At 58.6% G+C, this 26894-nt stretch carries 23 protein-coding genes and 1 tRNA gene; 10 read left to right on the plus strand and 14 right to left on the minus strand.

Annotated elements, in window-relative coordinates:
- Positions 1 to 14 precede the first annotated feature (14 nt).
- From Q0837_RS09495 to Q0837_RS09510, 4 genes are all read right to left on the minus strand, one after another.
- Entirely contained in the window at positions 15 to 905 is an 891-nt protein-coding gene (locus tag Q0837_RS09495; protein WP_298468078.1) for a hypothetical protein, read from the minus strand.
- Positions 898 to 2610 carry a TIR domain-containing protein gene (locus Q0837_RS09500; RefSeq protein ID WP_298468080.1) on the minus strand — a complete coding sequence of 571 codons (1713 nt, stop codon included), beginning with the start codon at positions 2608 to 2610 and terminating at the stop codon, positions 898 to 900. The genes Q0837_RS09495 and Q0837_RS09500 overlap by 8 nt, the downstream gene beginning before the upstream one ends.
- 174 nt (positions 2611 to 2784) lie before the next feature.
- On the minus strand, positions 2785 to 3426 hold the full coding sequence (locus Q0837_RS09505) for an isochorismatase family protein (RefSeq protein WP_298468083.1): 642 nt from the start codon (positions 3424 to 3426) through the stop codon (positions 2785 to 2787).
- A gap of 12 nt (positions 3427 to 3438) precedes the next feature.
- Entirely contained in the window at positions 3439 to 5961 is a 2523-nt protein-coding gene (locus tag Q0837_RS09510) for a TonB-dependent receptor (protein ID WP_298468085.1), read from the minus strand.
- Positions 5962 to 6319: 358 nt separating this feature from the next.
- Between Q0837_RS09510 and Q0837_RS09515 the strand changes: the two genes are divergently transcribed.
- Positions 6320 to 6967, plus strand: coding sequence for a GntR family transcriptional regulator (locus Q0837_RS09515; RefSeq protein WP_298468088.1), 648 nt, complete (start codon positions 6320 to 6322; stop codon positions 6965 to 6967).
- Between the two features lie 24 nt (positions 6968 to 6991).
- Here Q0837_RS09515 and Q0837_RS09520 read toward each other — a convergent pair whose 3' ends face one another.
- Positions 6992 to 8173 (minus strand): CaiB/BaiF CoA-transferase family protein, encoded by a 1182-nt coding sequence (locus Q0837_RS09520; RefSeq protein WP_298468090.1) that lies wholly within the window; start codon positions 8171 to 8173, stop codon positions 6992 to 6994.
- Positions 8174 to 8358: 185 nt separating this feature from the next.
- Here Q0837_RS09520 and Q0837_RS09525 point away from each other — a divergent pair, with 185 nt between their 5' ends.
- Genes Q0837_RS09525 through Q0837_RS09535 form a run of 3 tightly spaced genes read left to right on the plus strand, consistent with a single transcriptional unit; the run spans position 8359 to position 13249 of the window.
- Positions 8359 to 9267 (plus strand): hydroxymethylglutaryl-CoA lyase, encoded by a 909-nt coding sequence (locus Q0837_RS09525; RefSeq protein WP_298468092.1) that lies wholly within the window; start codon positions 8359 to 8361, stop codon positions 9265 to 9267.
- 22 nt (positions 9268 to 9289) lie between these two features.
- Positions 9290 to 11347, plus strand: a complete 2058-nt coding sequence (locus Q0837_RS09530) for a hydantoinase/oxoprolinase family protein (protein WP_298468093.1) — start codon at positions 9290 to 9292, stop codon at positions 11345 to 11347.
- 3 nt (positions 11348 to 11350) lie between these two features.
- Positions 11351 to 13249 carry a hydantoinase B/oxoprolinase family protein gene (locus Q0837_RS09535; RefSeq protein WP_298468094.1) on the plus strand — a complete coding sequence of 633 codons (1899 nt, stop codon included), beginning with the start codon at positions 11351 to 11353 and terminating at the stop codon, positions 13247 to 13249.
- A 42-nt stretch (positions 13250 to 13291) separates the two neighbouring features.
- On the opposite strand, the gene Q0837_RS09540 is transcribed toward Q0837_RS09535, so the two are convergent.
- The 5 genes from Q0837_RS09540 to Q0837_RS09560 all read right to left on the minus strand — a co-directional run bounded on the left by Q0837_RS09540 (position 13292) and on the right by Q0837_RS09560 (position 19174).
- Positions 13292 to 14245, minus strand: coding sequence for a C1 family peptidase (locus Q0837_RS09540; protein WP_298468095.1), 954 nt, complete (start codon positions 14243 to 14245; stop codon positions 13292 to 13294).
- Between the two features lie 17 nt (positions 14246 to 14262).
- The gene (locus Q0837_RS09545) at positions 14263 to 15792 is read right to left on the minus strand and encodes a serine/threonine-protein kinase (RefSeq protein ID WP_298468098.1); all 1530 of its coding nucleotides are present in this window, start codon (positions 15790 to 15792) and stop codon (positions 14263 to 14265) included.
- Entirely contained in the window at positions 15789 to 16832 is a 1044-nt protein-coding gene (locus Q0837_RS09550) for an FHA domain-containing protein (protein ID WP_298468100.1), read from the minus strand. Before Q0837_RS09550 ends, Q0837_RS09545 begins: the two co-directional genes overlap by 4 nt.
- Positions 16833 to 16933: 101 nt before the next feature.
- A complete protein-coding gene (locus Q0837_RS09555; protein WP_298468102.1) occupies positions 16934 to 18580 on the minus strand; it encodes a hypothetical protein in 1647 nt (548 codons plus the stop codon).
- A 3-nt stretch (positions 18581 to 18583) separates the two neighbouring features.
- A complete protein-coding gene (locus tag Q0837_RS09560; protein WP_298468105.1) occupies positions 18584 to 19174 on the minus strand; it encodes a hypothetical protein in 591 nt (196 codons plus the stop codon).
- A gap of 229 nt (positions 19175 to 19403) precedes the next feature.
- Between Q0837_RS09560 and Q0837_RS09565 the strand changes: the two genes are divergently transcribed.
- Both Q0837_RS09565 and Q0837_RS09570 read left to right on the plus strand, forming a co-directional pair.
- Positions 19404 to 19856, plus strand: coding sequence for a hypothetical protein (locus Q0837_RS09565; RefSeq protein WP_298468107.1), 453 nt, complete (start codon positions 19404 to 19406; stop codon positions 19854 to 19856).
- Positions 19853 to 21031 (plus strand): hypothetical protein, encoded by a 1179-nt coding sequence (locus Q0837_RS09570; RefSeq protein WP_298468110.1) that lies wholly within the window; start codon positions 19853 to 19855, stop codon positions 21029 to 21031. Before Q0837_RS09565 ends, Q0837_RS09570 begins: the two co-directional genes overlap by 4 nt.
- A 21-nt stretch (positions 21032 to 21052) precedes the next feature.
- On the opposite strand, the gene Q0837_RS09575 is transcribed toward Q0837_RS09570, so the two are convergent.
- Positions 21053 to 21751: a hypothetical protein gene (locus tag Q0837_RS09575; protein ID WP_298468112.1), complete on the minus strand. Its 699-nt coding sequence runs from the start codon at positions 21749 to 21751 to the stop codon at positions 21053 to 21055.
- Between the two features lie 343 nt (positions 21752 to 22094).
- Positions 22095 to 22184: transfer RNA gene (locus tag Q0837_RS09580), tRNA-Ser, on the minus strand.
- Between the two features lie 225 nt (positions 22185 to 22409).
- Between Q0837_RS09580 and hspQ the strand changes: the two genes are divergently transcribed.
- Positions 22410 to 22790 (plus strand): heat shock protein HspQ, encoded by a 381-nt coding sequence (gene hspQ / locus Q0837_RS09585; protein WP_298468115.1) that lies wholly within the window; start codon positions 22410 to 22412, stop codon positions 22788 to 22790.
- A gap of 24 nt (positions 22791 to 22814) precedes the next feature.
- Here hspQ and Q0837_RS09590 read toward each other — a convergent pair whose 3' ends face one another.
- Positions 22815 to 23702, minus strand: coding sequence for an ABC transporter permease (locus Q0837_RS09590; protein ID WP_298468118.1), 888 nt, complete (start codon positions 23700 to 23702; stop codon positions 22815 to 22817).
- Positions 23703 to 23779: 77 nt separating this feature from the next.
- Between Q0837_RS09590 and Q0837_RS09595 the strand changes: the two genes are divergently transcribed.
- The 3 genes from Q0837_RS09595 to Q0837_RS09605 all read left to right on the plus strand — a co-directional run bounded on the left by Q0837_RS09595 (position 23780) and on the right by Q0837_RS09605 (position 26183).
- Positions 23780 to 24472 carry a GcrA family cell cycle regulator gene (locus Q0837_RS09595; RefSeq protein WP_298468121.1) on the plus strand — a complete coding sequence of 231 codons (693 nt, stop codon included), beginning with the start codon at positions 23780 to 23782 and terminating at the stop codon, positions 24470 to 24472.
- A 222-nt stretch (positions 24473 to 24694) separates the two neighbouring features.
- Positions 24695 to 25222, plus strand: a complete 528-nt coding sequence (locus Q0837_RS09600; RefSeq protein WP_298468124.1) for a DUF1993 family protein — start codon at positions 24695 to 24697, stop codon at positions 25220 to 25222.
- A gap of 7 nt (positions 25223 to 25229) precedes the next feature.
- Complete coding sequence (locus tag Q0837_RS09605) at positions 25230 to 26183, plus strand: YdiY family protein (RefSeq protein WP_298468128.1); 954 nt, start codon at positions 25230 to 25232, stop codon at positions 26181 to 26183.
- A 25-nt stretch (positions 26184 to 26208) separates the two neighbouring features.
- Here the strand turns inward: Q0837_RS09605 and Q0837_RS09610 are convergent, their stop codons facing one another.
- Positions 26209 to 26889 carry an MnmC family methyltransferase gene (locus Q0837_RS09610; protein WP_298468131.1) on the minus strand — a complete coding sequence of 227 codons (681 nt, stop codon included), beginning with the start codon at positions 26887 to 26889 and terminating at the stop codon, positions 26209 to 26211.
- Between the last annotated feature and the right edge of the window lie 5 nt (positions 26890 to 26894).

Genomic DNA, 26894 nt, shown 5'->3' on the forward strand with positions numbered 1-26894 from the left:
TATTAGTCCGTTGACTATGGTCTTCGTGGACGACCGTTACCGCTATCAGGGTCAACAGCGATGGGAATGACCTTCTTCGGATCGGCAATGTCGCATGTTTTGTTGATAGGGTCGGGCTCCTCGCACATTAGGAGGTTGAAGTTGATCGAATAACTCGTTTCACCCTTGTTGCTACTCGCCATGTCATTACCATCTTCATCTTTGAAATAGTTCTCGTAGTATAGCCCTTCGTGTGAAGAATTTCCGAGTCCACCTAATTCTGCACCACCAAAACTCAAATTTGGATGCCTCTTTATTGGCCTTGGCATTCTAAACTGATCGTCATGGGCGCCCCAATCAGTGAAAACCATTGGAGTCGTTGGGTTAAAGGCAATGTCTGTATTGTCTACAAAAACGTAAACTCTTTGCTGGGACCCATAGTAGATCTCATCGAAATGTGATCGGATTTTGCCCAGCCTAGGGTGCTCAATTGCGCCGCAATCCTCCCCACCGTTTCTCCTCAGGAATTCAATCGCACACACGACATCGTCGTCGTCCTTGGACTTTGAAGCGGGAAAATATGCGTGGCGAGCGTTCAGCTTGGCTACGCTAACTGGATCGCCAAACTTCATATAAATGACGTGAAAATACTTTGGCGCAAATTTGCCATTGGAACAGAGGTTTGGATCTCTGCCTTGAGTGTCTGGCACACCCTCTCTCTCCTCTGACTCCAAACAATTAATGTAGGATCGCGGATTGTTCCCAAAATTTCGGCCAACGCCGGTGGATGCATCAGGAGCAATCGCTCCAGCGTCAGTGTTTATACCGGGAAATTTTTGAAAGACCCTATCAGCAAATATCAAAATTGATGCGGAAACGAGTATTCCTGCAGTGAGAGTTCCAACAACGAAGTTTCTATTATTCATCGACCTCACCCCCTGTGAATTCTAATAGAATTTGATCCATTTGCGCCGAAAAGTGATGATCCGAATAATCAGATGCAAGGTCCGCTGCAGCGCGATAATCGAATTTCCAGTTTTTATTGGAACGGCGCTTTGCCTCGGCAACCAACAACAATGCTCGGACGCGAATAATTGCTATCTCACCATTGGCTGGATCTTGATCATTGAGCTTCGCAAGCTTCGAAATGACTGGTGCCAGATCGTCAGGGACACTGTCACCGATACCCGCCTCGATCGCGATCTCAGCCCGCCCGATTAGTGGCCAAGTATGCCTCAATTGATACTGGAAGTTTTCCGGGTCGTCGCTGAGCAGCTCCTCAATGAGGGTTTGCTCCAACGAGCGCTCAACTTGAGCCTCTTCGAATTGTTGTGCACGCATTAGCGTGTCTGCTAGCCATCCGCGACGATTTGCGAGAGCCATAATTGGCCCGCTTTCGGTCGGGGCAGCAGCGACTGCCTTTGTCATATAGGTTATGGCTGCGCGACAATTGTTGAGCGCATCTTCAATACGATCTTGCGAGACACGTAGTTCGCATAAGTTTCCGTAGGAGTACCCAAGTTCGGTGAGGCTTCGAAGCGTGCCGGGTTCAACTCTGAAAAGTCGTTTGGCATGAGCTAAGTACCCCATCCAGTGTTGCTCAACACTGATCACGCCAATCTGTGATGCAGCAAAGCCCGCCCAATACTCGCTTTGCGCGTGAGCGAATATCCGGTCAGGATTGTTGGGCTCTCGCTTCAGCAGCTCTTCGGTTGCACGGTGTGCTTCCGTAAACTTCGCGAACGCAGAATCCAGATCGCCGGTCGCTTCGTCATCTTCCCCCATCGCATGAAGAATGATGGCTCGCTGTTCGAGACTGTCGGGCGGCAGCTGCGAAAGATCGCCTTGTTTGGTGTAGTATTCCAGAGCCCGCTCATTCACCCCTTCCATGAGCTCGTAGCGACCGACGCCTTTCAACTGACTGCGCAAGTCGGTCATCATGTAGGCGACCATCCCGTCGGCCTCATCCCGCTGAAACTGCGCCTCGTTGCGCGCCTGGAGTGCGATCGTCGTCATGACGCCCATGGCTATGGCAATCACCGCGACCAGTCCCGTGACGGCCATCACGCGGCGCAATTGTCTTTGGGTGTCGCGTTGGACCAGCCGGTCGAGCGGGACGCCGGCGATACCTGCGACGACCTTCAGGAAGCCCAGCCGCCAGCCGTCGCCTTGTTTGCGCAGGTCCGCTGCGAGGGGTTCGGTGCCGCCTTCCGTTAGCGCCGCCGGGAAGGCCTCTGCCGGTTCGCCGCGCAGGATCGCCGCGAGGATCGGGCGATCGGGATGTCGTTCGCGGAAATAGGCGATTTCCTGATCGACCCATTCCGACGCTTTGGCATCGGGCGAGCACGCCACAACCAGCACTTCGGAACAGCCCAGCGCATCCTTGACCGCGACAGACAGGTCCTGCGCCGCCGAGAGATCTTCCCGGTCTCGAAAGACCTTCCCGATCTTGCCCTGCCGACCGTTCAACGCATCGATGTGGCCCAATCCCTTGGGCAATCGATAGCTCTCGATCTGCGAATGCAGCTTGCGCACTGCGGCTGCGTCCGCATGGCTGTAGCTGATAAATGCGCTGAATCGCTGCTCATGCGCAGTTTTGACACTGTTCGGCTTGTCCGCCCCGTTTTCCATCCCAACGCCCCCACGCTCAGGAAATATTGCGTGAGAGTGTCAATGAAAATTCTAATATTGCAAGACATCTGTTCTTCGACGAACGATAAACTTGGATCGTATGAACGCTCGAAGATTTTGGCGAGCTTAAGTATCAAGCGGCCGTGAAACAGAAATTGATCGGGAAGTGATCTTCTATTGAGTCCGAGCGACGTCCAACAAATGCATCTTAGTCTCCGCCAGCGAAACCACATCGCCGTATTTGGCATTCATATCGAAGAGATTGGCGCGGTGGACCTCGCGATGGCGATCACCCACCGCCTCTTCGACCACGACCGGAATAAAACCATGCTGGCAGGCATCCACACACGTCGCCCGCACACAGCCGCTGGTGGAAAGACCTGATATGATCAGACTGTCGTGCCCTTGCGCGGTCAATGTCGCTGCCAGTGATGTTCCGAAGAATGCACTCGCATATTGCTTAGAAATGACGAGCTCTTCTTCGTTGGGCTCCAGCCCCGCAGGCCATGCGCCAAGCGGACTTCCGCGAACGAAACTGGTCAATGCGCCAACCTTTTGCGCGAACCTGCCGCCGTCCACCATCGAAGGGTGAAATTCGACATTGGTGTAGATCACCCGAACGCCGGCATCCCGCGCAACATCGCGCAGTTCGATCGCCGCCGCGAGGGCGGCGTCGACACCGGCATAAAGCGGACTGTCTTTCGCGAAATAGGCTTCGACGAAATCGATCAGAATCAGTGCAGGCTTTCGCCCAAACCCAATCCGCCCCTCGAAGACGCCCGCATAATTGCTATTTACGTCTTCATCTGCGCTCACCTCGGGGCTCCCTTAGAAATTGTAGCCGACTTCGACACCAAAGCGGCGGCGCGCGCCCGGTGAGATGAATGATCCTCCAAACTCGATTGCGGGAATCACCTCGTTGAGGAACTCCCGGTTGAGCAGGTTGTCGGCGAATGCGGTGACCCGCCAGCTGTCGCTTTCAAGGCCAACACGCAGATCAAGCACGCCAAAGGCCTCGCGCTGGGTGACTGTATAGTCGGCATCACCAACGAATGCGGGGAGTGCGAGTGCCGATCCGGGCAGCAGGCCGCTGAATAGTGTAGGCGACGGATCGTCCTGCACCGTGTGGAACCAGGTTGGACCGGTGATGCGATAATCGGCGCGGACCAGCAGGTCGATCGTGCTCGCCAGCGGCGCCACGATCTGCGTGCCAAGGTTGATCGTGTAATCCGAAGTATAGGGCGACTCGTTTCCGACCGTGTTCGGGCGCGAGGCGTTCGCGATTATCTCGCTTTCGGTCACGTTGAACGCGCCGAAGAAGTCCCAACCGGGAATGACTTCGAAGTTCACGTTAGCCTCTGCCCCGTAGACCTCGACCTCATCGATGTTCGAAACAACGCGCAGCAGGCCAAAGGCGCCCACGAAGAATTCGAAGAACTGCATGTCATCGATTTCGGTGTAGTAGCCCGCGACGTCGAAGGTCAGCTTGCCATTGGCAGCCGAGCCCTTGATTCCCGCCTCAAACGCGCTTGATGTTTCCTTGCGGTACAAGTCCTCGATCAACACGTTGGTGCCGATGAACTGGTTGAATGCCTGGTCGACAATCGCGGCCGAGCCCTGATTGTTGAAGCCACCCGACTTAAAACCGATGCCCCAGTTGGCATACAGGTTCACGTTATCGCCGAGTTCGTAGCGCAACGAGATTTTCGGCTGAATTTGCTCGAATGTCTCCGACTGGGGAGGGATTGGTCCGAATGCCTGACCCGGATTGATCGGGCCGCCGGTAAAGGGGTCGGTAGCGTTCGGTACGAGGCTGCGGACCGAGCGATCTTCGATATCGTAGCGCGCAGCCAGACCGATTTCGAACCGGTCGCTGACCTCGTAGTCCACCGAAGCGAATACGGCATAGACGTCGGTCGAGAAGTCATCGTTGTAGAGCTGCGTTGTCGGGTTGATCGAGTTTGGCCCGTTGAACAGCTCTCGCGAGACTCCCTGCCCCAGATCAGCGCCAAGGCTGACACCGGTCTCCCGATCGATGTGAAGATAGTAGGCGCCGACCTGCCATTGGAACGGGCCGCCATCGTTTGAAGCAAGGCGGATTTCGCCGCTGATGTCGCTTTGCTCGCGGATCTGCAGCTGCGTGCCATCGCATGTTGTCGGGCTGAAACCACCAAAGGTCGAGCCTGTCGCTGGATCGAAGATAAATGGCACCGGAGTCTGGCCGATAAAGGTCGGCGCGTTAAGCGGGAAGCCGGTCAGCTGCGCTGTCGAGCCAAAGCACGCGGCAGACGCATCCGCCGATGCCTGCGTCCCCGTGGGGAAGGTGAAGCGCGCAAAGTCTGCCGATGTGCCGTCTGCGATCAGCAACTGATCGACGTCGCTGTACAGCGCCCAGGCCGTGAGCGTTACCGCGTCGAATTCATGCTCGATCTTGGCCGAAACCTCGAAAGTCTGCTGTTCATTGATCGGGCGGATATTGCCGTAGAAATCGAAGGGATGGTCGTTCACGTCCTCAAAGAACGCCGGATCGACGCCTGCGAAATTCGGCAGGTGGAACGATGTGTTGTAGTTGATCGACGCGCCCTTCAGATCGGCATAGCGCGCTTTGATATCGATCTCCGTGGCGGGTCCGAGATTGGCGACGAAGCGCCCGTCGACTGACCATGTTTCCTGATCGTCGACCACGTTGTCATTGAGGAAGCGGTTGAAGAAGAACCCGTCCGTGGTGTTGTAGCTGCCCGAGAGGACTAGACCCGCGTTCTGGCCGATCGGAGTGGAGATGTATCCGTTGGCCGAATAGGTGTTATCTTCGGCAGCGGACACTTCGATGCCACCTTCAAGGAAATCCGACGGCTTGAGCGTCTGGATGACAATTGCACCTGCGGCGGCGTTGCGTCCGTATAGCGCGCCCTGCGGACCTTTGAGTATCTCGATTTGGCGCAACGTGCCCTGATCCTGGTTTAGCTGGGCGGTGTTGGTTTTGAGGATGCCGTCGACGACGAGCGCGACCGAGCTTTCCGCGTCGCGTGCACCGTTAATCCCGCGGATGTTGATCTGGGTGTCGCCCGCTTCGGCGGTGCCGGTCACGATTGTGACACCGGGGGTTAGCTGTACAAATTCATCCGCACGTTCGATCCCCGTTTTCTCGAGCGTGTCGGCGGTGAAGACCGTAATCGAGCTTGGCACTTCACCGAGCGTTTCCGACTGACGGCGGGCAGTGACGATGATGGCGTTGTCATTCTCGCTCTCGGCGCTGGCCGTCGCATCTGCATTCTGCGCGACCGCCGGACTGGCAAATACTATTGCGCCAAGCGCGGCACCGAAAGCGAGTTGGGACTTCTGGAATTTCATCACCGGGTTCTCCCTGAACCAATCGAGTTGAAGATAGTTTTTGTTCTGGTCGGGGCGCCGGGCTCTTCCTTGCTCCGGCTGGATTGCCGCCCTGCCGCAAATGCGCCACGCGCGTCGCTTCTCACGATCACGCTCGCGATTGGTAGACTGACATTGACAGATGCGTTCTGCAACGCGCGGCAAACTCCCTTGACGCGGCCCCTATTGTATACAATTTGAATGCGTCAAGAATAATTGGGTTCCTACAAAATTTGGCTTGGAAAGGGTCTGGATTGGTGATTTTCTGCTACAGTCTGGTCTCGGGCGGAACGGCTCAATGCCGTTTCTGTTCCTTTCTGTACCCTTTAGGTGCCTTTCAATGACACGTGCGTCAGACCAGGCCTATGGCAAAATTCGCGGCTTTTTGCTGCGCGGCGAAGCCAAGCCTGGCGAGCAGCTGACCGAAGATCAGCTTGCGCAGATTACCGGCGTTAGTCGAACTCCGGTTCGCGAAGCGGTAAGTCGGCTTGAGGCAGAGATGCTGCTCGTCCGCAACGAGTCCAAACGCATCTTCGTCGCCGACTGGAGCCGCGATGATATCGACGAGATGTTCACTTTGCGCGAAATGCTGGAAGGTCACGCCGCAGAGCGCGCTGCGGACCGCCTGAGCGAAGCTCAGATCGACGAGCTTGCAGCGGTAAATGCAAAGCTCCACGCAGCCGTTGATTGCGAGCCGCCCAACGTCGTCGAATTCCTCGACGAGAACCGGATCTTTCACGAGATCATTACCGAGGCGGCGCAATCCCCACGGCTCGGTCAAGTGCTAGCCATGCTGGTGGAGCAGCCGGTCGTCCTGCACACCGCGCGCAGTTACTCAGTGAAGGACCTGCGGCAATCGGCACGCGATCATGACGAGCTGATCGCCGCATTCAGAGCCCGCGATCGCAGCTGGGCACGAGCGGTCATGGCGAGCCATCTGCGCCGTGCCTTTCATACTTTCGCCGATGCTGCGGAAGTGGCGGAATAAGGCTGCCAGTCCCGGCGTTCTACGTCAGATAATGCCGCGATCTTCGAGGTCAGAGCGGGTCGCGCTGTCCATGCCAAGCAGCTCGCCATAGATCTCTTCATTGTGCTGACCGAGATCGGGGCCAACCCATTCGATATTGCCCGGCGTCTCTGACAGTCTGGGCGCAACATTCTGCATTTTGAAATTCTCGTGGCGGGGATGCGGAACATCGACAATGGCTTCACGCGCGGCGAAATGCGGATCTTCCAGCATCTCCGGTGCACGGTACATATTGCCTGCCGGGACACCATGTTCCTCACACAGATCAAGTACTTGCTTGCTCGTATGCTGTTTGGTCCATTCGCCGATCAGGTCGTCCAATTCAGTCTGGTTCCGACCGCGCGCGACATGGCTGTTGTAGCGCGAATCATCGCCAAGTTCCGCCATGCCCATCATCGTCGCCATACGCTTCCACACGCTGTCCTGATTGCCCGCTACAAGCACGCTGCCATCGCTGGTAGGATAGACATTGGACGGTGCAACCTTGGGCAGGATTGATCCCGTCCGCTCGCGGATATGCCCGGTCACTGTGTACTCCGGCACAGTCGATTCCATCATCGCCAGAACCGACTCGTAGATCGCCGAATCAACCACCTGACCTTTGCCGGTTTTATGACGGTGATTGAGCGCCATCATCGCCCCCAGGCAGGCGTAGGTGGCAGCGAGCGAGTCGCCGATCGACAGCCCTGCGCGGCTAGGTGGACGGTCCGGCTCACCCGCGATGTAACGCATCCCGCCCATCGCTTCTCCAATCCCGCCATAGCCCGCGCGAGGCGAGTATGGGCCAGTCTGGCCGTAGCCGGAGACGCGGATCATGATGAGGGCTTCGTTGATCGCCGAAAGCTCTTCCCAACCGAGCTTCCAGCGCTCGAGCGTACCTGGGCGGAAGTTCTCCAGAAGAAAGTCGGACTTCGCGGCCAATTGCTTGACGATGGCCTGCCCCTCCTTCTCACGCAGATTGAGCGTGATCGACTTCTTGTTGCGCCCGACGACCGAGAACCACAGCGGCACGCCCTGCCCCCAATTGCGCATGGCGTCACCAACTTTTGGCGGTTCAACCTTGATCACCTCGGCCCCGTGATCGCCCATCAACTGTCCGCAAAACGGGCCAGCAATCAGCTGTCCCATTTCAATCAGTCGCAATCCGTCGAGAGCACCCTGAGCCATGTCTACGCCTTTCAAAACTGGTCTTTGATCATGGGTGACGGAAAGGAACCTAAAAGGACCAGAGAATGCCCTAGCGGTTCACAATCGCACCCAAGCAGGGCCGCGCCTATAATCGGATGATTTGCATTTGTATACAATTTGCGTATTGAGCGCGCTCATCATTTGACGAACGAGATGATTTTTCGATGGCCCAGAACAGCATTGAACTGGTCGAAGTAGGCCCGCGTGACGGGCTTCAGAACGAGCCGGATATTGTCTCGACCGCAGACAAGGTTGCGCTCATCGAAAAGATGATTGGCTATGGAGCCAGGCGGCTTGAAGTTGCCAGCTTCGTCCACCCGAAACGCGTGCCGCAGATGGCGGATGCCGAGGACGTGATCGCCGCTTTGCCCGACCGCGAAGATGTCACCTACATTGGCCTGACCCTGAACAAGCGCGGCGTATTGCGCGGGCTTGCGACGCGCGAGGGCGGCAAGCGCGGGATAGATCAAGCGGGGTGCGTGCTTGTCGCCTCCGACACGTTCGGACAGAAAAACCAAGGCCAAACCATCGCGGAAGGGATCGCCGAGAACCGGGACATGATCCGCTTTGCCAAGGCCGAGGGGATGCGCGCCCAGGTCACAATCTCAGCAGCCTTTGGCTGCCCATTCGAAGGCGAAGTGAAACCCGAAACAGTACTGCGAATCGCCGAAGAAATGGCAGCGGAGGAACCTGAGGAAATCGCATTTGCGGACACGATCGGTGTAGGCGTGCCTGCGCAGGTGGAGGATCTGTTCGGCAAGCTCGGCGAGCTCCTGAATAGGAAAATCCCGATGCGCTGCCACTTCCACGATACGCGGGGCACCGGCATCGCCAACGCCTGGGCCGCTTATCAAGCGGGCGTGCGTACCTTCGACGCGTCCTTGGGCGGGCTTGGCGGTTGTCCATTCGCACCCAACGCAACCGGCAATATCGCGACCGAGGACCTTATCTACCTGATGGAGTGTTCGGGAATTGCGACGGGCATCGATCTGAATGCCGCCATCAAATCCAACCGCGAGTTTGCAGAAGTGCTGGCCCGCGAACTGCCATCCCGGGTCGCGCGCGCGGCCTGACTAAATTGAGCCAGGAGAAACCATGACTTACAGGCTGGGCGTCGATGTCGGCGGGACCTTTACTGACCTGCTGCTATTTGACGAAGACACGGGAAATTTCTGGCGGCACAAAACGCCCTCAACCCCGCACGATAGCTCGGAAGGCATTCTGAACGGGGTTAAGGCGATCACCGCAGAAGCTGGCGTATCCGCCGAGGATATCGCCTACTTTCTGCATGGTACCACCGTCGCGACCAACGCCGTGCTCGAAGGCAAAGGCGCGAAAGTCGGCCTCATCACGACGCAGGGTTACCGCGACATCATGCAAATCGCGCGGAGCTTTGTGCCCGGCGGATTGGCTGCATGGATCGTCTGGCCCAAGCCGCAGCCTCTCGCCCATCTAGAAGATACTGTCGAAGTGCCAGGCCGGATGGATGCCGATGGCAATGAAGTATCGCCGCTCGAGGAAGACGCAGTGCGGGCGCAGATGCGCAAGCTCAAAGGCAACGGTGTCGAGGCGCTGACCGTCAGCCTGATCAACGCCTATGTAAACGGTGCTCACGAGGCCCGGATCGGGGAGATTGCTGCAGAGGAACTGCCCGGCGTGCCGGTCTCGCTCAGCCACGAAGTGCTGCCCGAAATGCAGGAATATGAGCGCACACTGTCGACCGTCGCCAACGCCGCCGTCCGCCCTGTGGTTAGCAAGTATGTCTCTAACCTGCGCAACCAGCTTGAGGATCAGGGGCTCAAAGGCCGGCTTTCGCTGCTCCGCTCCGATGGCGGGTTGATGAGCAGCCAGAAAGCCGAAGAGCATCCGGTCAACATCCTGATGTCCGGCCCTGCTGGCGGCGTAACCGGAGCCCTTTGGGTCGGGAAGAATGCCGGGTTAAAAAACATTCTCACCCTCGATGTCGGCGGCACGTCAACCGATGTTGCCTTGATCGAAGGGTTGGAAGCGCGCCGGGTGCGCACGACCGAAGTCGGCCACCTTTCCGTTCGTGCCTCCGCACTCGACGTGAAGACGGTGGGCGCTGGCGGCGGTTCGATTGCACACGTTCCCGAACTGACGAAGGCGCTCCGCGTCGGCCCGGAAAGCGCTGGGGCCGTTCCAGGTCCAGTCGCTTATGGCAAGGGAGGCGAAGTTCCGACCGTCACCGACGCCAATGTCGTGCTCGGCTATCTCCCCGAGGACCTTCTCGGCGGCTCGTTCCAGCTCGATCGCGAAGGCGCGAAGAAGGCGGTCCAAACCGTTGCCGATGCACTTGGCGTTGGCCTGATGGAGGCCGCACGCGGGATCATCGACATCGTCAATGAAAACATGTTTGGCGCACTGCGGATGATCAGCGTTCAGCAAGGCTACGACCCGCGCGAATTTGCGCTGATGGGGTTTGGCGGCGCGGGTCCTCTGCATGTCAACGCGGTGGCAAGGCTAATGGGCAGTTGGCCCGCTGTATCGCCGGTGTCTCCCGGAGTTCTGTGCGCATTGGGCGATGCGACTACCCAGATGCGAACCGAAACGGCACGCAGTTTCTCGCGTTTGGCCAAAGATACGACGATCGCAGATTTGCAGGGCGTGCTGGATGAGATGGCGGCCCAAACGCGCGGTGAATTGCTCGCTGACGGTGTGCCCGAGGACCAGATCACCAGCCAGTTCGAAGTCGACATTCGTTATGCCGGACAGGCCTTCGAAGTCCCGCTCACGATCGACAAGGCAATTCTGGATGCCGACGGTATTGAAGGCATTCTCGCGCGCTTTGACGAAGAGCACTTGCGCCTGTTCACTTTCAACATGGATACGCCGCACGAAATCGTGAACCTGCGCGCTGTGGCATTGGGGCAAGCCCCTGCCCTGCCCGCCGCTGAGCTGCCAAAGGGCGATGGTGATCCATCGGCGGCGAAGATCCGCGACCACACGTTATGGATGGACGGACGCGAACAGGCCGGTGCGATTTATGACCGAGCAAAACTGAAACAGGGGGACAAGATCCCCGGCCCGGCAATCATCACAGAAATGGACTCGACCACGTTGGTCGAAAGCGGCTGCGTCGCGACTGTCGATCCGGTCGGCAATATCCTTATCAATCCAGTGCAGGAGGGCTGAACCATGCCGGCACAGATAATCGAAACGAACTCCACGCCCTTCGCAAAGATCGACATCGATCCCGTCACGCTCGACATTATCGAGAACGCCTTACGCAATGCCCGGGTCGAAATGGACGCCACGCTCGTACGCACCGCAATGTCACCGGGCATCCGCGAGCAGGGCGACGCCTTTCCGCTGATCTCAGACCCGGCGGGCAAGATGATCGTCGGCCAGTTCGGCAGCTTCATCGACGGATTCCTGAAGCAGTTCGACGGTACAATTGAAGATGGGGACATGATCTTCCTGTCCGATCCCTATTCCTGCGACGGCGCGGTCAGTCACTCAAACGATTGGCTCGTCCTGCTCCCTGTATTCAAGGACGGCCGTTTGATCGCCTACACGGCAATGTTCGGCCACCAGTCGGATATCGGAGGCAGCGTGCCAGGCTCCATGCCGATCGGCGCTTCCAGCATTTTCGAAGAAGGCGTGCGCATTCCGCCCGTGAAGATCTGGAAGAAGGGCGAGTACAATGACGACCTGATGAAGCTCGTCATGCACCAGACGCGCAAACCCGATTGGTGTCAGGCTGATCTCAACGCGCTCATCGCATCGTGCCGGGTTGCTTCCAAACGCGTGGTCGAGATGGCTGAGCGGTTCGGTGACGACGTCTATGTGTCGGCGACGCAGGAATTGCTCGCCCGCAACCACCGCGCGATGAAAGCGCTGCTCTCGCAGGCTGTTGCCGAAACGAAGGTCAGTTTCGAAGACTATCTGTGCGACGACGGCAAAGGCTTCGGTCCATACAAGATCAAGTGCTCGATGTGGCGCGAGGGCGAGAAGGTCATTCTCGATTTCGACGGCACCGACCCGCAAAGCGCAGCTTCGATCAATTTCCTGCTGAATGAGAACATGTTCAAGATGTTCTTCGGGATCTACATGATCATGGTCTTCGACCCACAGATCCTGTTCAATGACGGGTTCTACGATCTGATCGAGGTGCGCATTCCCGAAGGCTCGCTGCTCAAGCCGCAATTCCCGGCTGCCCTATCGGGTCGCACCCACGCGCTGGGGCGGATTTTCGACATTCTCGGCGGTCTGCTTGGCCAGGGGACGCCAGAGTTTCTCAACGCCGCCGGGTTCAGCTCTTCTCCGCACCTGTTCTATTCGGGTTGGGACAATCGTCCTGCGAAAGAGGGCGAATGGTTCCAGCTGTTCCAGATCGGCTTTGGTGGCATTCCCGGCAGGCCTTTGGGCGATGGACCGGACGGACACTCACTATGGCCCGGCTTTACCAACGTGCCAAACGAGTTCCTTGAACGCTATTTTCCCATGCGGATCGAGCGCTATTCGAGCGAGCCAGACAGCGGCGGCGCGGGCCTGCACCGCGGCGGCAACGGCATTCATATGTCCTATCGTTTCCTCGCTGACGGCGAGATCGCAATTCACGATGACCGCTGGTTCGTACCGCCATGGGGTGTGAATGGCGGACATCCGGGCATGCGAGCCAAGAAAGTGCTCGAACGCGCCGATGGTTCAACCGAAATCGTTGGCAACAAGATCGAAGATGTGGCTGTCAAAGAAGGCGATCTGCTGCACTTCATCACCTGGGGCGGCGGCGGCTGGGGTGATCCGCTTGAGCGCGATCCCGAACTGGTCGGCCTCGAAATCCGTCAGGGATTGGTAACACCACAAGGCGCGCGCGATTACGGCGTTGTTGCAGACGGTGACGGTCAAATCGACGAAGCCGCGACGAACGCCCTGCGTGATGAGATCAGGTCTGCGCGCGGAGAATTGCCATTGTTCGACTACGGTCCAGGCATCGACGATCTGCGCGCCAATTGCGAGGAAGAAACTGGACTACCCGCTCCGGTTCAACCGCAGTGGAATAACCGGTCAGCGGGTCATCGCAACGCAGCGTGATTGAGCATTCCGAGGTGGGATGGGTCGGAGTTGATATCCGGCCTAATTCCTGCCGCGCAATCTGTCCGCGAAGCCGCGTTTGGCTTCGCCAAGGCGACCTTCGATTTCGCCGCGAAGCTGCGTAGCAACGCCGTCCCTCGCGCCGGACCGGCGAACCGGCGCGCCGTAGCTGATTGCGGCTTCCTCGACGCCCATGCCCATCAGGCGCAGGCCGGGTGCACGCTCAATCGCGCCGATGGTCCAGAACTGGTCTGGATGGGCGTATTTGAACATCACATCGAACGGGATGAGGATGTAGCCGTCCTTGCCATAGCCAGGCCCCCATGAATTGCGGGCGATGAACATCTTTTCGCTGAGGTCATAGCCGACCAGCAACATCGCATGGCCGCTGGGTGGGCTCTGCACCGGCAGCATCTCTGGCGGCGGAATGATCCCCGTCTGATGCGCAACCTTGTAGCATTCGCCGGGCAAAACGATCCCGAAAGCGACCGGCAATTCCTGCGCCAGCGCAGAGATCGCGGAGGCTCCGGGAGTCCGCGCAAACTGGATGGCTTCGTAGTGCGTGGCATTCTCGTAGCACCCTTGGGTCGGCACCTCGTTCACCGCCACTTGCTGGAACGGCCACATTCGCTCTTCGCAAATCCCGTGGGCCATAACCGCAGCCATGCCATGATGAATGTAAGTCCCCTCGTCGCGGTCCTCGCGATCGCCCAGCTTGCGCGCATTGTAGTAGAGGAACAGCCGCGAGAGATCGCGCTCCGTGCGTTTGTCCTTCTTATGCAGCAACTCAACCGCGCCGACGATTGCATTTGCAACGCAGCTGTTCGTGCGCTGCTGGTTCTCCACCGGCGTGCAATATGGCCGGAGATCGATTGCCTTGGGAATGGCGGAGGTGGAGGCACTGGCCCCAGACGTCTCAAGCGTGGGCGCAGGCGCCGGACTATCCTCGAACAGGCATCCATTAAGTGGGTGGCCTTCATATGTCAGGTCCATCATTTCGCCTCTCCTCAGGCCTAGAATCCCGCCGGACAAGGTTCGCCCGGCAGGTGATTGATGTGGTATCGGTCGGTGACGATCTGGCCCGCGACATTCAGAGAATTGTCGACGTGGCAATCTGATCCATTCCAGGTCAGTGTGCCCTGGAACACACCCAGCTGGCTCTGATATTGGTAGGTTGCGTTGTTGCCGACGAACTGACCGCTAACCGTGAACGGGACGTTGTAGGTTTCGTCCATCCCGCTCGCTTGAAATGAACCGTCGGCACTGATCGCGAAGGGTTCCGCTTCACCGCTAAGCTCGCTGTACCAGTCTCCCGCAAGCCGGGCATAGGGCGATTCCGGCGGAGGCGGAGGTGGAGGCGGATACTCATCGTCCGGCACCGGGGGCAGGTTAGCGATGAATATTACGACGAGCGCCAATGCCCCAAAGCACCCGATCCCGGCCATTTTCATGGGGCTTTCGGTGATGCTCGCCAAGCCAGTCTTGCCGCTGTCTTCCCCGCCGCTGTCATGCAGTTTCTGGATCGTGTTGTTGGGATTCCGCCGCGTGCCGGGCTTGCTATTCATGGCTGCCAGCAGCCGTGTGCGAAATTCGTCTACCGACTGCGGGCGGTCGTTGCGATTGACGGAAATTCCGGACAGGATCAGCGCATCGACCTCCTCAGGAACTTCGGATCGGCTCGCCGATGGCGGCTGCCACATCGTGTCCGGCAGAGCATCCATCAGCAATTTGTAGAAAATCTTCGACAGCGCGAAGAGATCGGCGGACGTATCCACCAGATCGGGATCGGTTCGCTGTTCCGGGGCCATATAGGCCGCCGTCCCCAGCGCGGTTCCGCCAAGGCTTTCTTCGGCTCCCGCCACACGAGCAATCCCGAAATCGAGGATCTTGATTGAGGCGTTTTTCTCGTCCGGTTCAGCCGTCAGGATGATGTTTTGCGGCTTGAGGTCGCGGTGGATGATCCCTGCCGCATGGGCTGCTTCAAGCCCCGCGAGTAGCTCCATGATGATCCTGGCCGCCACTCTGACAGGCACTTGCTCGCGATTGGCAATCCTTGCGCGGTGCCATTCACCCAAGGTCGTCCCGCCGACATATTCCATTGCCACATAAGGGACGTTGTCAGCCTCATCGACATTGTAGACCCGGACGATATTCGGATGTGCGAGTTCTTGTGTGGTGACACCTTCTGCGATCAGGCGCTTCACCGCTTCCGCACCCGACAAAAGGTCCGGCCGGATCAGCTTGAGCGCAACTTCGCGCTCGCCGTGACGGTCGACCGCCTTGTAAACCACGCCCATCCCGCCGCGACCGATCAGCGATTGGACCGTGTAGCGACCGGCGAAGACATCGCCTTCGCCAAATTCAAGCTCTTTCGAGATGGCTTTGTCGCCGCGCCCGACCGTTTCGAACATTCCAACGGTCTGCATCGAGTCGAGTTCTGGCGTGATGTCGCCAACTGTTTCCTGCTTTAGCGACGCACCGCATTGGCCGCAGAACTGGGCGCCCCCGGCATTCTCGTGGTCGCATTTGCTGCATTTTGTCATTGGGAAGCGTCCCTTAGCGAAGGTTTTCTTGTGAGTTTCACGCCTGTCACCCGGCGATGTTCTCGGTCGAACCTGACGGTCAGCGCCACGGTTCCTGGATGATCTCGGACAGGTTCGATTGTGTCGCCGTCCTTCAACACCGCCCGCTCTTCGCAGGACAGGACCTCGCCATTGACCTGCAATCCGTTTCGCCCGCGAACACGCAGGACAAGGCAGTCATTCTCGACAAACAGATCGAAATGCCGCCGCGAAACCAGCAGGGAAAGACCGTTATCCACCTGACCGCTTGGCGATGTTACGAGGAGCCTGACGTCACTTGCACCGCCGGTTTCGCGCGATCGCTCGCGGCCGAACGCAAGCAATCCGTCGGGGGTCATGATCGGAAAGCCAGACGGGATGTGATCATTCTCGGGAAAGCCGTCAAAGTGGAATGCAGCCGAGCGGCGAACGTGCAAATCGCCCTCCATCCCCCGCAGACCGAGCGTGGCTTCTTCGCGGTCGAGGCGGACCACATTCATGTCGATCGCTTCGATGACCTTGCCACTGCCTTCTTCACCTCCAGCGGTGTTGTCGTGGATCTGGATAACGTTGCCGTTCATCTCGTTCTCGCTCGAGATCTGGATCGTCGGTCCGGAAGAGCTGCTTTCGCCTTGCACGGTCAGCAGGACGCGGGTCGAAAAGGCGAAGCGTTCTTCGCGCTGTTTGTAACGGGTCGAGACCGCGAACATTATCTCGATCTCGTGCATGCCCGGCTTGTCGATCTCGCGCGCGATCACCGAAGCGGGCGCGCGTTCCTGCGGACCGAGTTCTTCCCAGCCAAGCCGCTCCTTGCGCCAGTCTCCAGCCTCGCGGCTCCATAGCCCTGTGATGAAGAGCGGACGATCCTTTAAAGACGCGTTCATCAGTGCGAATGGCAGCGCGACCGACCCTCCAACAGGAGCATGCATCGTCGCGCCCGGTTCAATGATCAGCTTTGGCCCGACGCAAACCTGGCATTGCCCGTCAGCACCAACCAGGCCGCCGCATTCTGCGAAGGCCATGCAGCGCACGAGCGGCTGACCGCACTCGCCGCACCATTGCCCTTCATTGTCTTGCGACAGAGTTGTGCGGCAGCAATCCTTGGGGGAACGCAACCGGCGCATCAGGTGCGCATCCGGTGCCCGCAAGAGGTGCAGAACTTGTCTTTCGCCGCCAGCACCTTGCCGCAATTCGCGCATTCGACCTTGGCGGAGGAACCAGCCGCACCATCGGACGAAGCCGGTGCGCCTTTGCCCCCTGCCCCAGCGGCGACCCCGGTTGCGCCTTTCATTCCGGTATCGAGCATGCGGTGTTCATGCTCACGGCTTTCAGCAGTCATTTCGCGGACGATTTCCACCATCTTTTCACCGGAGGCTGCGCGGGCCTGAGCCTGAGCAATCGCTGCTTGTGCCGCTTCCGGGCTGAAGCTGGCAGTGATCGCGCCAATCTGCTCGGCAGACATGCCAGCCGCTGCTGCCATCTGCGCGACTCGGTTCTGCGCCTCGGATTCGCCCTCACGGATTTTGCGGTCGGTATCGCGGTCGGCCTTTTCAGACTCGATATCGTTCACACCGGCCAGGTTTTCGCGCGCAATCGCGTTCCAGTCTTTGGTCTGCTTTTGCTTGGAGCCCACTTGCGCGTCGTCGACCTTGATGTTCGAAAACGCGGTCTTCTCGTTCACGTCGATCTGAGCATCGGTGGTCAGCGCAGTCAGAGTGATCTGGTGCTTTGTTTCGAGCAGCTCGGTGTCGCGCTGGAATGCCCGGACGCGCTCTTGTGCCCGGTGCACATCAAAGGAATGGGCGCTGTCTTCAAGTTCCATCGCGAACTTGGCGGCGCGTTCCTGGCCCAGGATCTTGATCTCGTGATCGAGCGCTTCGGCTTCCTGCCGCCGCGTGGCCGCTTCGCGCGCATCGACGAACGACACCTCGCTGTTAAGGACCATGAGCTTGAGCTCATCTTCACCTGCTTGCTCGACCTTCTGCAGATCGACTGCGGCAGTGAGTTTGACTTCGGTTGCTTCGCTCTGGCGTTCCACTTCACGCTTCAGCAGCTCGAGTTGGTGGTCCATCGCGGCCTGTTGGCGCTCAATCCGAGCCTTCTCGAATTCCTGCCGCTCGGCATCGTTCATCGCGAACGTGATCGAACCGTTTCTGACCATCAGCCCAAGATCGCCGGTGATCCGCTCGGCCTCTGTCATCATGTCGGCCTGCATCTGATCCTGCATGCCGCGATTGCCGCGAATTTCATCGGAGTTGTGACGGCCGATGATGTGTTCAAAAATTCGGTCCTGAAACTGCGGCTCGAGCCGCTGCTGCACGTCATAAACCGACAACGCTTTGCGCCCAGATGGAGATATCTCGCCGCTTTCCAGATCGGTGTTCTGACGGCTGACACCGCGCATCAGGCCGAGGATATTGCCCGCCTTGTCGGGATTGAGCTGCATTTCCAAAGTCGCAACGCCGGCGATCTCGACATTGTCTTTTGAAATCCCACGGATCGGGAACTGCACCTGAAACGGTTTCAGGTCCGCCAGCATGATCGCGTAGTGATGCGATCCGCCGATCACGCCTTTGATATTCTCCCACAGCCCGCCGACGGTGAACTGCGTGCCTTTGAAGGCATCGATCAAGGCACCATCGCGAAACAGCAACGCGGCAAGGTCTGGCGGTGAAGCAAAGCGTTTTTCAAAGATGGTCTTGAACAGGTCTTCGCGCGCAAACTCGGCGAGGACATTCGGATCGGACAGCACCAGAGGGTTACTTTCCATGGCTCAAGCCTCCCATTTTTTCTTGGTGAAGTAGTGATAGATGTGGATCCCGATCACGAGCAGGACGATGATCGTTCCGACCGTGTGCTCGCGGATGAGGTATTCCAGCCGGCCAGCGGTGCCGGCCTCTTCGAGGTAGTCGCCCATCCGGCCCACGCCGAGAACCACGCCGCTCATCGCCGATGCAAGCGTGAAGAGCGACATCAAAAGCGATGCGAGCGAGGCGAAGCGTTCCGCGAAGCCCAGCGGGCCCTTGGCCGCTTTCAGCGCGGCGATCTCGTCGTCTTTCTCGCGGTCTTCGAGGGCATCTTCATGGGCCTCGCCCCGGTCGATGGCAGCTGAGCGAGCCTTTTCATCTACGGAGAGGAAATCAGGCTGCGCCTTCTTGTTTCGGCGCGCTGTGGAGGCAACCGTCAGGTTGTAAGCCCGCCTGCGCCACCACGCGACGACCATCAGCAGGAACCAGACGATTGCCACCGCGACAGTGATGCGAAACGCGATGTCGATCATGGGCCAGGCATCGGGGGGAATGCGGTCGACCACTGTCTGCGCCCCCTGCCGCGTTGCCTCAATTGCTTCCTGCGCTCTCTTCATAACTTCCCCGCTATATTTACGGCACTAAATATTGATCAAGTAATACTAAATATTACTCGATCTATATATTTGATCTGAGAAGTTGAATGCTTGACTTTTCACCAATTCACTTCAATAAAGTGGGTCAGAGCGTCGCTCCATTCACTTCGTTGACGAGAATTCAATCATGGCAACACCTCTGACAAATCAGGACATTCAAGCCCTCACTAACCAAAGGCGGAAAAAACCGATGAACCGGATCAAACTTTTTTCGGACGTGTTCCCGTACCTCGCAATCCCGGTGCTGGTGTATAATCTCGTCGCGTTCTTCGCGGGCGACACGGCGGACGGAAATGCACCCGCCATCCTCGCGACCATCGAAGCGACGGTTATTTCCCTGCCGATGCTGTCAGGTGTGAGATTGGAACTGAGCTGGGCGGACTTGCTGGTCGCGCTCGCAGTTGCATTCCTGTTTGTCGAAGTGGTCAAGGCAACCAGCACCGCATCGGCTGGCATCATCAATCACATGCTTTCGATGCTTTTGTTCATCGTCTGCCTGATGGAATTCGTGGTGCTGGAGAGCTTCGCCACCGCACCGTTCTTCATCATCACGCTAATCGTCCTGCTCGACGCATTGGCCGGCATGGTCGTCACCATCGTCTCCGCCCGCCGCGACTTTGGGGTGGAAGGCATCGGGACATGATTGCCCTAGCGCTGCGATTGCTGGGTGCGGCGCTGGGGGCCGGTGCACTCACCGGATGCGCCTTCGCTCCGCAATTGCAGCGCGTCGCCATGGATCAGAACCAGATGGTGGCCGAGGTCGAGGACGAGTTGACGCTGCTGAATATCGTGCGCGCCAGCCACCGTTTCCCGCTGCACTTCACCGCCGTTAGCGAAGTGAACGGCAATGTGGAGGTCAGCGGCAGCCTTGGCCTGGATGCAACGCTCAAGAGCGGAATCGACACTTTCGAGCCTGGCACGGGCCTGGGTGCCAAGACCGCGCCGAACTTCAGAGCGACCGTGCTCGCGACCGAGAAATTCCAGCGCGGAATTCAGCAACCGATCACGGCCCAAACCGTGGCGTATTATCTGGATGCGGGCTGGCCCGATCAGCTGATCATGGCTCTGTTTGTCGAGCGGGTGGATATCTACCGGCCGGGCGAGCTTGATGACGCTGCACTCTCGATCAGCAATGAGCCGGAGAAGACAGCACAGTTCGCCGGGCTGCTGTGCAATTTTGGCCTCGCTGCTCGCCCCACCGTATCGTCCCGTCCGCTCGCCGGATTTGCCGACCTGATCGACCTCGCCAAGCTGGAAGACAAAGGCACTGGCGCAGTCGAGCGCCGCAAGGAAATCGCTGCATTCCTGAATCTGATCGAGCAGGACGGTGTCTCACTGTCAGGTGACACTCTGTTTCTGACCGGATCGAGCAATTCGGTGGTTGTCGAGCAATTGGACGAGCCCCGGTGTGACAATGCTGCTGCCGCTCCGCTCACTGCGCAAGACGCCGTTATCGTTCCGCGTTTCCGGTCGACGCAGGGCGTGATCTACTTTCTCGGCGAATATGTCCGCACCGCGCGGCGGGGGAGCCAGTACCTCCTCCCCTTCTCCAACAGCGATTGCGATCCCGCCGCAGGGTCCGTGCGTCAATTCCGGCCGATAATGACAGTCGATCAAGGCAAAGGCTCAGCGCTGATCGCGACCCGGTTCGCTGACGAGCGCTATTACATTCCCGCAGCCGAAATAACTTCATGCGAGGATGGCGCAGTGGTTGGCAGCAGGACAATGCAGGTTGTCGCGATCGTCCAGCAATTGCTCAATCTGCACAAAAGCTCAGACCTTCTGCCCGCATCGATCAGCGTGACCGGCATCAACTGACACAATGTCCGATCGATCAGCCTAGGCAATCGGCGCCCCGGAACTGTGATAGACAAGCGAGGAGAGACCAATCCACGCTGTGAACATGATCACATAAGGCCAGCGCCGCGGCCACAGCCAGGCCACCAGCAACGTCGCGAGCGCGGTTCCGCCAAGAGCAATCAAGGCAGAGCTTGCCGCGTCAGTGCCGGTTCCAGTGAGCGCCGATTGGATCGCCAGATTGGCCCATTGGGCTGGCAGCAAGGCCAGCAGCCAGTCCGGCAACATGCCCGGGCGCGCTGAGGCTGTCAGAACCACCGCAGCCTCACCGGCGACCACGAATACGGCAATCCACCAGCCTTTCCCGGCTGCAGAACGGGCAAACAGGGCACCGCGCGCAGCGAAACTGATGCTGGCGATCAATACGGCAAGCCCGACTGAAAGCGGGCTTATCGGCATAGGCATGCCTAGCGCACGCGCCAACACTATGAGGCCAGCGCCCGTCAGGACGGAAAGGAGGACGCCGACCCACAGGCGCCCAGCAGCGGCCGCTGCGATCATGCCTGCCCCCATCAGGCCAACCGCCAGTATCGGACCGCCTACCGAGACAAGCGGAACCGGAGTGGTTGCATTCGCAAGCAGCAGCATGGCCATGGCGGGTGCCACGGCCCCCGCCAGCGCCACGCAAAACCATCCCAGGAATGGCCAAGTCGGTGCCTGGGTCTGCGACAAGTGTTTCATGAAATAGGCACTGATCGAAGCACTCGGCATTGTCGAGCGTGGATCCGCGATGGTGCGCTGGGTCGGCTAAGGCGAAGTTGGAACGAGCAGCGGCTATACTTAGAAACGCAGGCTTAGTGTGTCGCAACGATATCAATTCGCTCATTCCGGATTGGACTTGGGCGATGCGAACTTGGCATTCGGCATACAATAGAGGGCACAATAGCGCGCGCTTGCTTTGTTGGAGACGCGACGTGATTTTCCCGGAACGATTGCGCCAGGCTTAGAGCGAACACTCTTTAGGGAGGCCTTTGTGGGAACGCAGCCGGAGTGGCGGAATTTTTGCGATGAAAAGTGCAGTAAGTGGCGGAGAGGGAGGGATTCGAACCCTCGGAACCCCTAAGAGCTCAACAGTTTTCGAGACTGCCCCGTTCGACCACTCCGGCACCTCTCCGCATTCCTGTCTGCGTTTCTGGCTCGGCTGACTGGGTCTTTTCAAACCCGGTCGCGTTGCCGGAAGGATGGTCGAATACCCTGCCGCAGTGCTTAGGAAGCGCGCCGGTTAGCGCAGCGCCTGCGCCTTGCCAAGACCCGAATTCGCACAAAAGACGGGCATATCTCTCCTGCCCACCGCCTCGCCGCTTGTTTTGCGGTTGCGAAGAGCCATATTCTGCAGACTATGGAACGCGCAGAGTTCTTCTCCAGCCAAGCAGGGCGTACGATTGTTGCACCGCGTCAGACGCGGGCGCGCTTTGGCATCGGCGACATTGTGCGCCACCGGCTGTTCGATTTTCGCGGTGTCGTGTTCGACATTGATCCCGTCTTTGCCAACAGCGAAGAATGGTACGAATCGATCCCTGAGGACATGCGCCCCAAGCGTGAGCAACCGTTTTATCACTTGCTCGCGGAAAACGAGGACTCAAGCTACGTCGCCTATGTCAGCCAAGGCAATCTGGTAGCGGATGCTTCAGGCGGCCCCGTCGAGCACCCGACGCTGTCGCAGCTGTTCGAACAGTTCAAGGACGGGCGCTATCGGATGCGCCGTTCTCTAACCCACTGATTGAGATAAACCGCACTGGCGGCGTCAGCTCTTTAATTTCCAGCCTGACCGCAGCACCGCGTATACGGCCAGCGCAATTGCAAGGTTGAGCACCGCAATTCCGACAGCCGCGACCATCACATCGCCGCTGGTGCCAATGTCACTTTCGCCCAGGAACCCATAGCGGAAGCCCGAGATCACGTAGAAAAACGGATTGGCGCGGCTTACTGCCTGAAATGTCGGCGCGAGGTTGTCGATCACATAGAATGTTCCCGACAACAATGAGAGCGGCGCGATCACGAAATTGGTGATCGCGGCATTGTGGTCGAACTTTTCGGCCCAGATCGATGTTGCAAGGCCCAACAGCGCGAGCAGCACCGCACCCATCAATCCGAACCAGACCACCGCCCATAGATGCTCAACGCTGAGGCTAACACCCGGCCACAGCGCCATGGCCAGTGCCACGGTGCACCCAACTGCGACCGCACGCGTCACAGCCGCTGCGACAATCCCGCCCATCAACTCCCCCGGAGACAGCGGAGGCATCAGCAGGTCAATAATCGTGCCCTGTATCTTGCCTGACAGCAGCGAAAACGAAGAATTGGCGAACGCGTTCTGCATCATTCCCATCACGATCAACCCCGGCGCGACGAAGCTGGAGAACGGCACACCCAGCACTTCACGGCCTCCGCGGCCCAATGCGACGGTGAAAATGATCAAAAACAGCAGTGTTGTGACCGCCGGAGCCCAAATCGTCTGCGTCTGGACCTTGAGAAACCGTCGCACCTCCTTCATATAGAGGGCGAACAATCCGATGCGGTTGATCCCGGTGATGACGGGAACTCCTCGCGGCGGAAACCGGGTGCTCTCCCCGGTGGAATTCTTTACGGGAGCAGCGTCCGAAACAGGGTTCGCAGGTGCAGTATCAGCCATGGCGTCAGCGCCTACGGCCTTGCCCCCGCCCTGACAAGCCGGTCGCTGATACGCAATTTGAACGGAAGCAGAAACTTATGAGTTGGACTGACGAGCGCATCGGAACGCTCAAGAAGATGTGGGAAGGCGGATCAACCGCCAGCCAGATCGCCGAGGAACTGGGCGGCGTCAGCCGTAACGCGGTAATCGGTAAGGCACACCGGCTTGGGCTGAAATCGCGCCCGTCCCCGGTGAAGGCCAACGAAAAGAAGAAAGCGGCGAAGAAAGCGGCGGCGAAACCTGCTGCCCCCAAGAAAGCAGCACCCAAGGCGGCCAAACCCGCAGCCAAGCCTGCTACCAAAGCAGCTGATAGCGCCGGACCAGCTGCGGCGCCTGCGGCTGGGTCGAGCGGCGGTTCGCCTTCGCAGCCTCTGCCCAATCCCACGCCAAACCTGCCCAAGATCGTCTCCGTCGGTCCAGGAGGGTTCCTACGGCAGGGCCCCGGCGATCAGCAGCCGCCAATCCCGCCGGCTCCGCCGCGCCGACTGGTTCCTGCAAAGCCCAGCCCAGAGATCGCGGACAAGACGAGCCTGCTTGATCTGTCAGACAAAGTCTGCCGTTGGCCGATGGGCCATCCGGGTGAGCCCGATTTCCATTTCTGCGGTACACCGGTGAATCCGGGCTTCCCTTATTGTGTCGAACACTGCGGCCGGGCCTATCAGGCTCAGCTGCCTCGCGGTGCGCGACGCCCCCCACCGCCTCTGCCGTTTGGTGGCCCCAGAGTCCGCTAGCGGGTTCGCTAAGCAGCTCGCTGTCGCATCTGCAGCGCAGCTTCTTCGTATCTCACAGCTGATCGGCGCGGGTAATTCCCGCGCCGTTTGGCATTGTGGCTGACACTCAAGTCCATTGAGCACGACGTTGTGCCGTGGATAGCGCGATGACGCGACGCACCTGCGTGCTTGTGCGCCAACGCGGCGAATGTAGAAAAGCGCGGATCATTCAGGAGACAGTCCATGCCACTCACACTGCACCAAGCCTTCGTCCCGAACTGCCAGCAAATCCTCGCTGGATTGAGCGGTCTGGTTGATAAGGCTGAGGCTTACGCCAAGGATAATGGCATGGATGCATCGGAACTGATCGATGCCAAGCTCGCCGAAGATATGTGGTCGCTTCCTTGGCATGTGCGCGCTTGCTGGGTGCACTCCAAGCTGGTGCTGGACCTGTTGCCCTCTGGCGAATTCAGCCCCGATTTCACCGACCTCCCGCAAGACTTGGATGCGATGCGGGCGATGATCGCCGATGCACAGAACACACTCTCCGCCGTGTCGCACGAAGCTCTCGAGGAAATGTCCGACAAAACGATTGGTTTCGTGCTCGGCGGGAAGCGCCTGATGGAACTGACCGGCGCGAACTTCCTCCTGAGCTTCTCGCAGCCCAACTTCTATTTCCACGCAACAACGTTTTACGACATCTTGCGCATGAAGGGTTTGCCGCTCGGCAAAATGGAATTCATGGGACCGATACGCGTTTTAGGAAGTTAAGACCCACATGAAGAAAATCGCCTTTGTTGCCCTCCCCGCAGCCGTAGCCCTTACGCATCCCACCGCTGCACTCGCCGAACTTCCCGAGCCAGTGCGCGCCATGATCGATGCTGCGATTGCAAGTGGCGACGAAGCCGCGGTGCGGACCGTGATCGACCTTGCCAAGCAAACCAATCCGGATGATGTGGACGAATTGGATGCGATACTGGGCGGCTACGAAACCGATCTTTCCGCTGCAAAGGCGGAAGCCGCTGCGATGGAAGAGCAGGAAATCCGCAGTGCCGGCTTGTTCGAGAACTGGACAGGCAAAGGTGAGCTTGGAGGCTTTCGCGCAACTGGCAATTCGTCAAATTCGGGTGTGACGGCAGGTCTTTCGCTCACGCGAGAAGGGATTGACTGGACTCACAAATTGCGAGCCCGTGCGGACTATCAACGCAACAATGGCGTGACCTCGCGTGAGCAGTACTTCGCATCCTACGAACCGAACTACAACCTGTCCGACCGAGTGTTCCTTTATGGGCTGGCTCAATATGAACGCGATCGGTTTCAAGGCTTCTCGGCGCGCTACGCAGTTTCCGGGGGTATCGGTTATCAGATCGTTGACGAGCCCGACTTACAATTGTCGGCCAAGGCTGGCCCAGCCTATCGCGTGACCGAATTCGTCGACGGTACCAGCGAAAGCAGGGTTGCGGCCTTGCTCGGTATCGATTTCGACTGGTCCATCACCGATCGCCTGAAGCTGACTCACGACACCAATGCGGTCGCAGAAACGGGCGGTTCGGCGACAGTCATCGTGGATTCAAACAACACCAGCCTCAATCTGGTGACCGGGCTCAATGCCAAGATCAGCGACAAGGTAAGCGCGCGTGTGTCCTATGCCATCGAGTATGACAGCAATCCGCCTGTAGGTGCGGTCCAGACCGACACGTTGAGCCGCGTGACCCTGATCTACGATTTTTGAGCGCGATCAAGTCTTTGACCGTAGTTTAGCCCTTGCGCGCGAACCAGATGATGTGATGCGCGCCTTTGTTGTTGGGGCGTGATCGCACGCGGCGTTCCTCGACCGCGAAACCGGCATCCATCAAACGGCGTTTGAACGCGTGGTCAGGCGCTGCCGACCAGACCGATAGAATGCCGCCAGGTTTCAGCGCGTCGCGCGCTTTGCCGATACCGGTGCGCGAATAGAGCCGGTTGTTGTGATCGCGAACCAGTCCGTCAGGCCCGTTATCGACGTCCATCAGGATTGCATCATACTTGTCGCAGGTGCCGTCATTCGCATCGTCGATCAACGCACCGACATCGCAGATTTTCAGGTCCAGCCGTGGGTCCGACATCGCCTCCCCGGTCAGTTCTTTCATCGGCCCATCGGCCCATTCGATGATGCTATGCGAGATTTCCGCGACCACCACATCGGCGCGCTCACCCAGTAGCGAGAGCGCCTTGCGCAAGGTAAAGCCCATCCCATAGCCACCGATCAGGATGCGCGGTGCGTCCTTTCCCAGCCGTTCCAACGTAAGCTCGGCCAGTTGCTCCTCGGAAAACTGCATCCGGGTGCTCATCAACTCGTTGCGGCCCAGCACGATCATGAAATCGCGCCCATGGCTGTAGAGCTCGAGCACTTCGCCGTCGTCGATTGTAGTGGAGTCGATGAGTTCGCGTTTCAGCATGGCTC

It is taken from the genome of uncultured Erythrobacter sp., from assembly GCF_947499705.1.
Lineage (GTDB): Bacteria > Pseudomonadota > Alphaproteobacteria > Sphingomonadales > Sphingomonadaceae > Erythrobacter.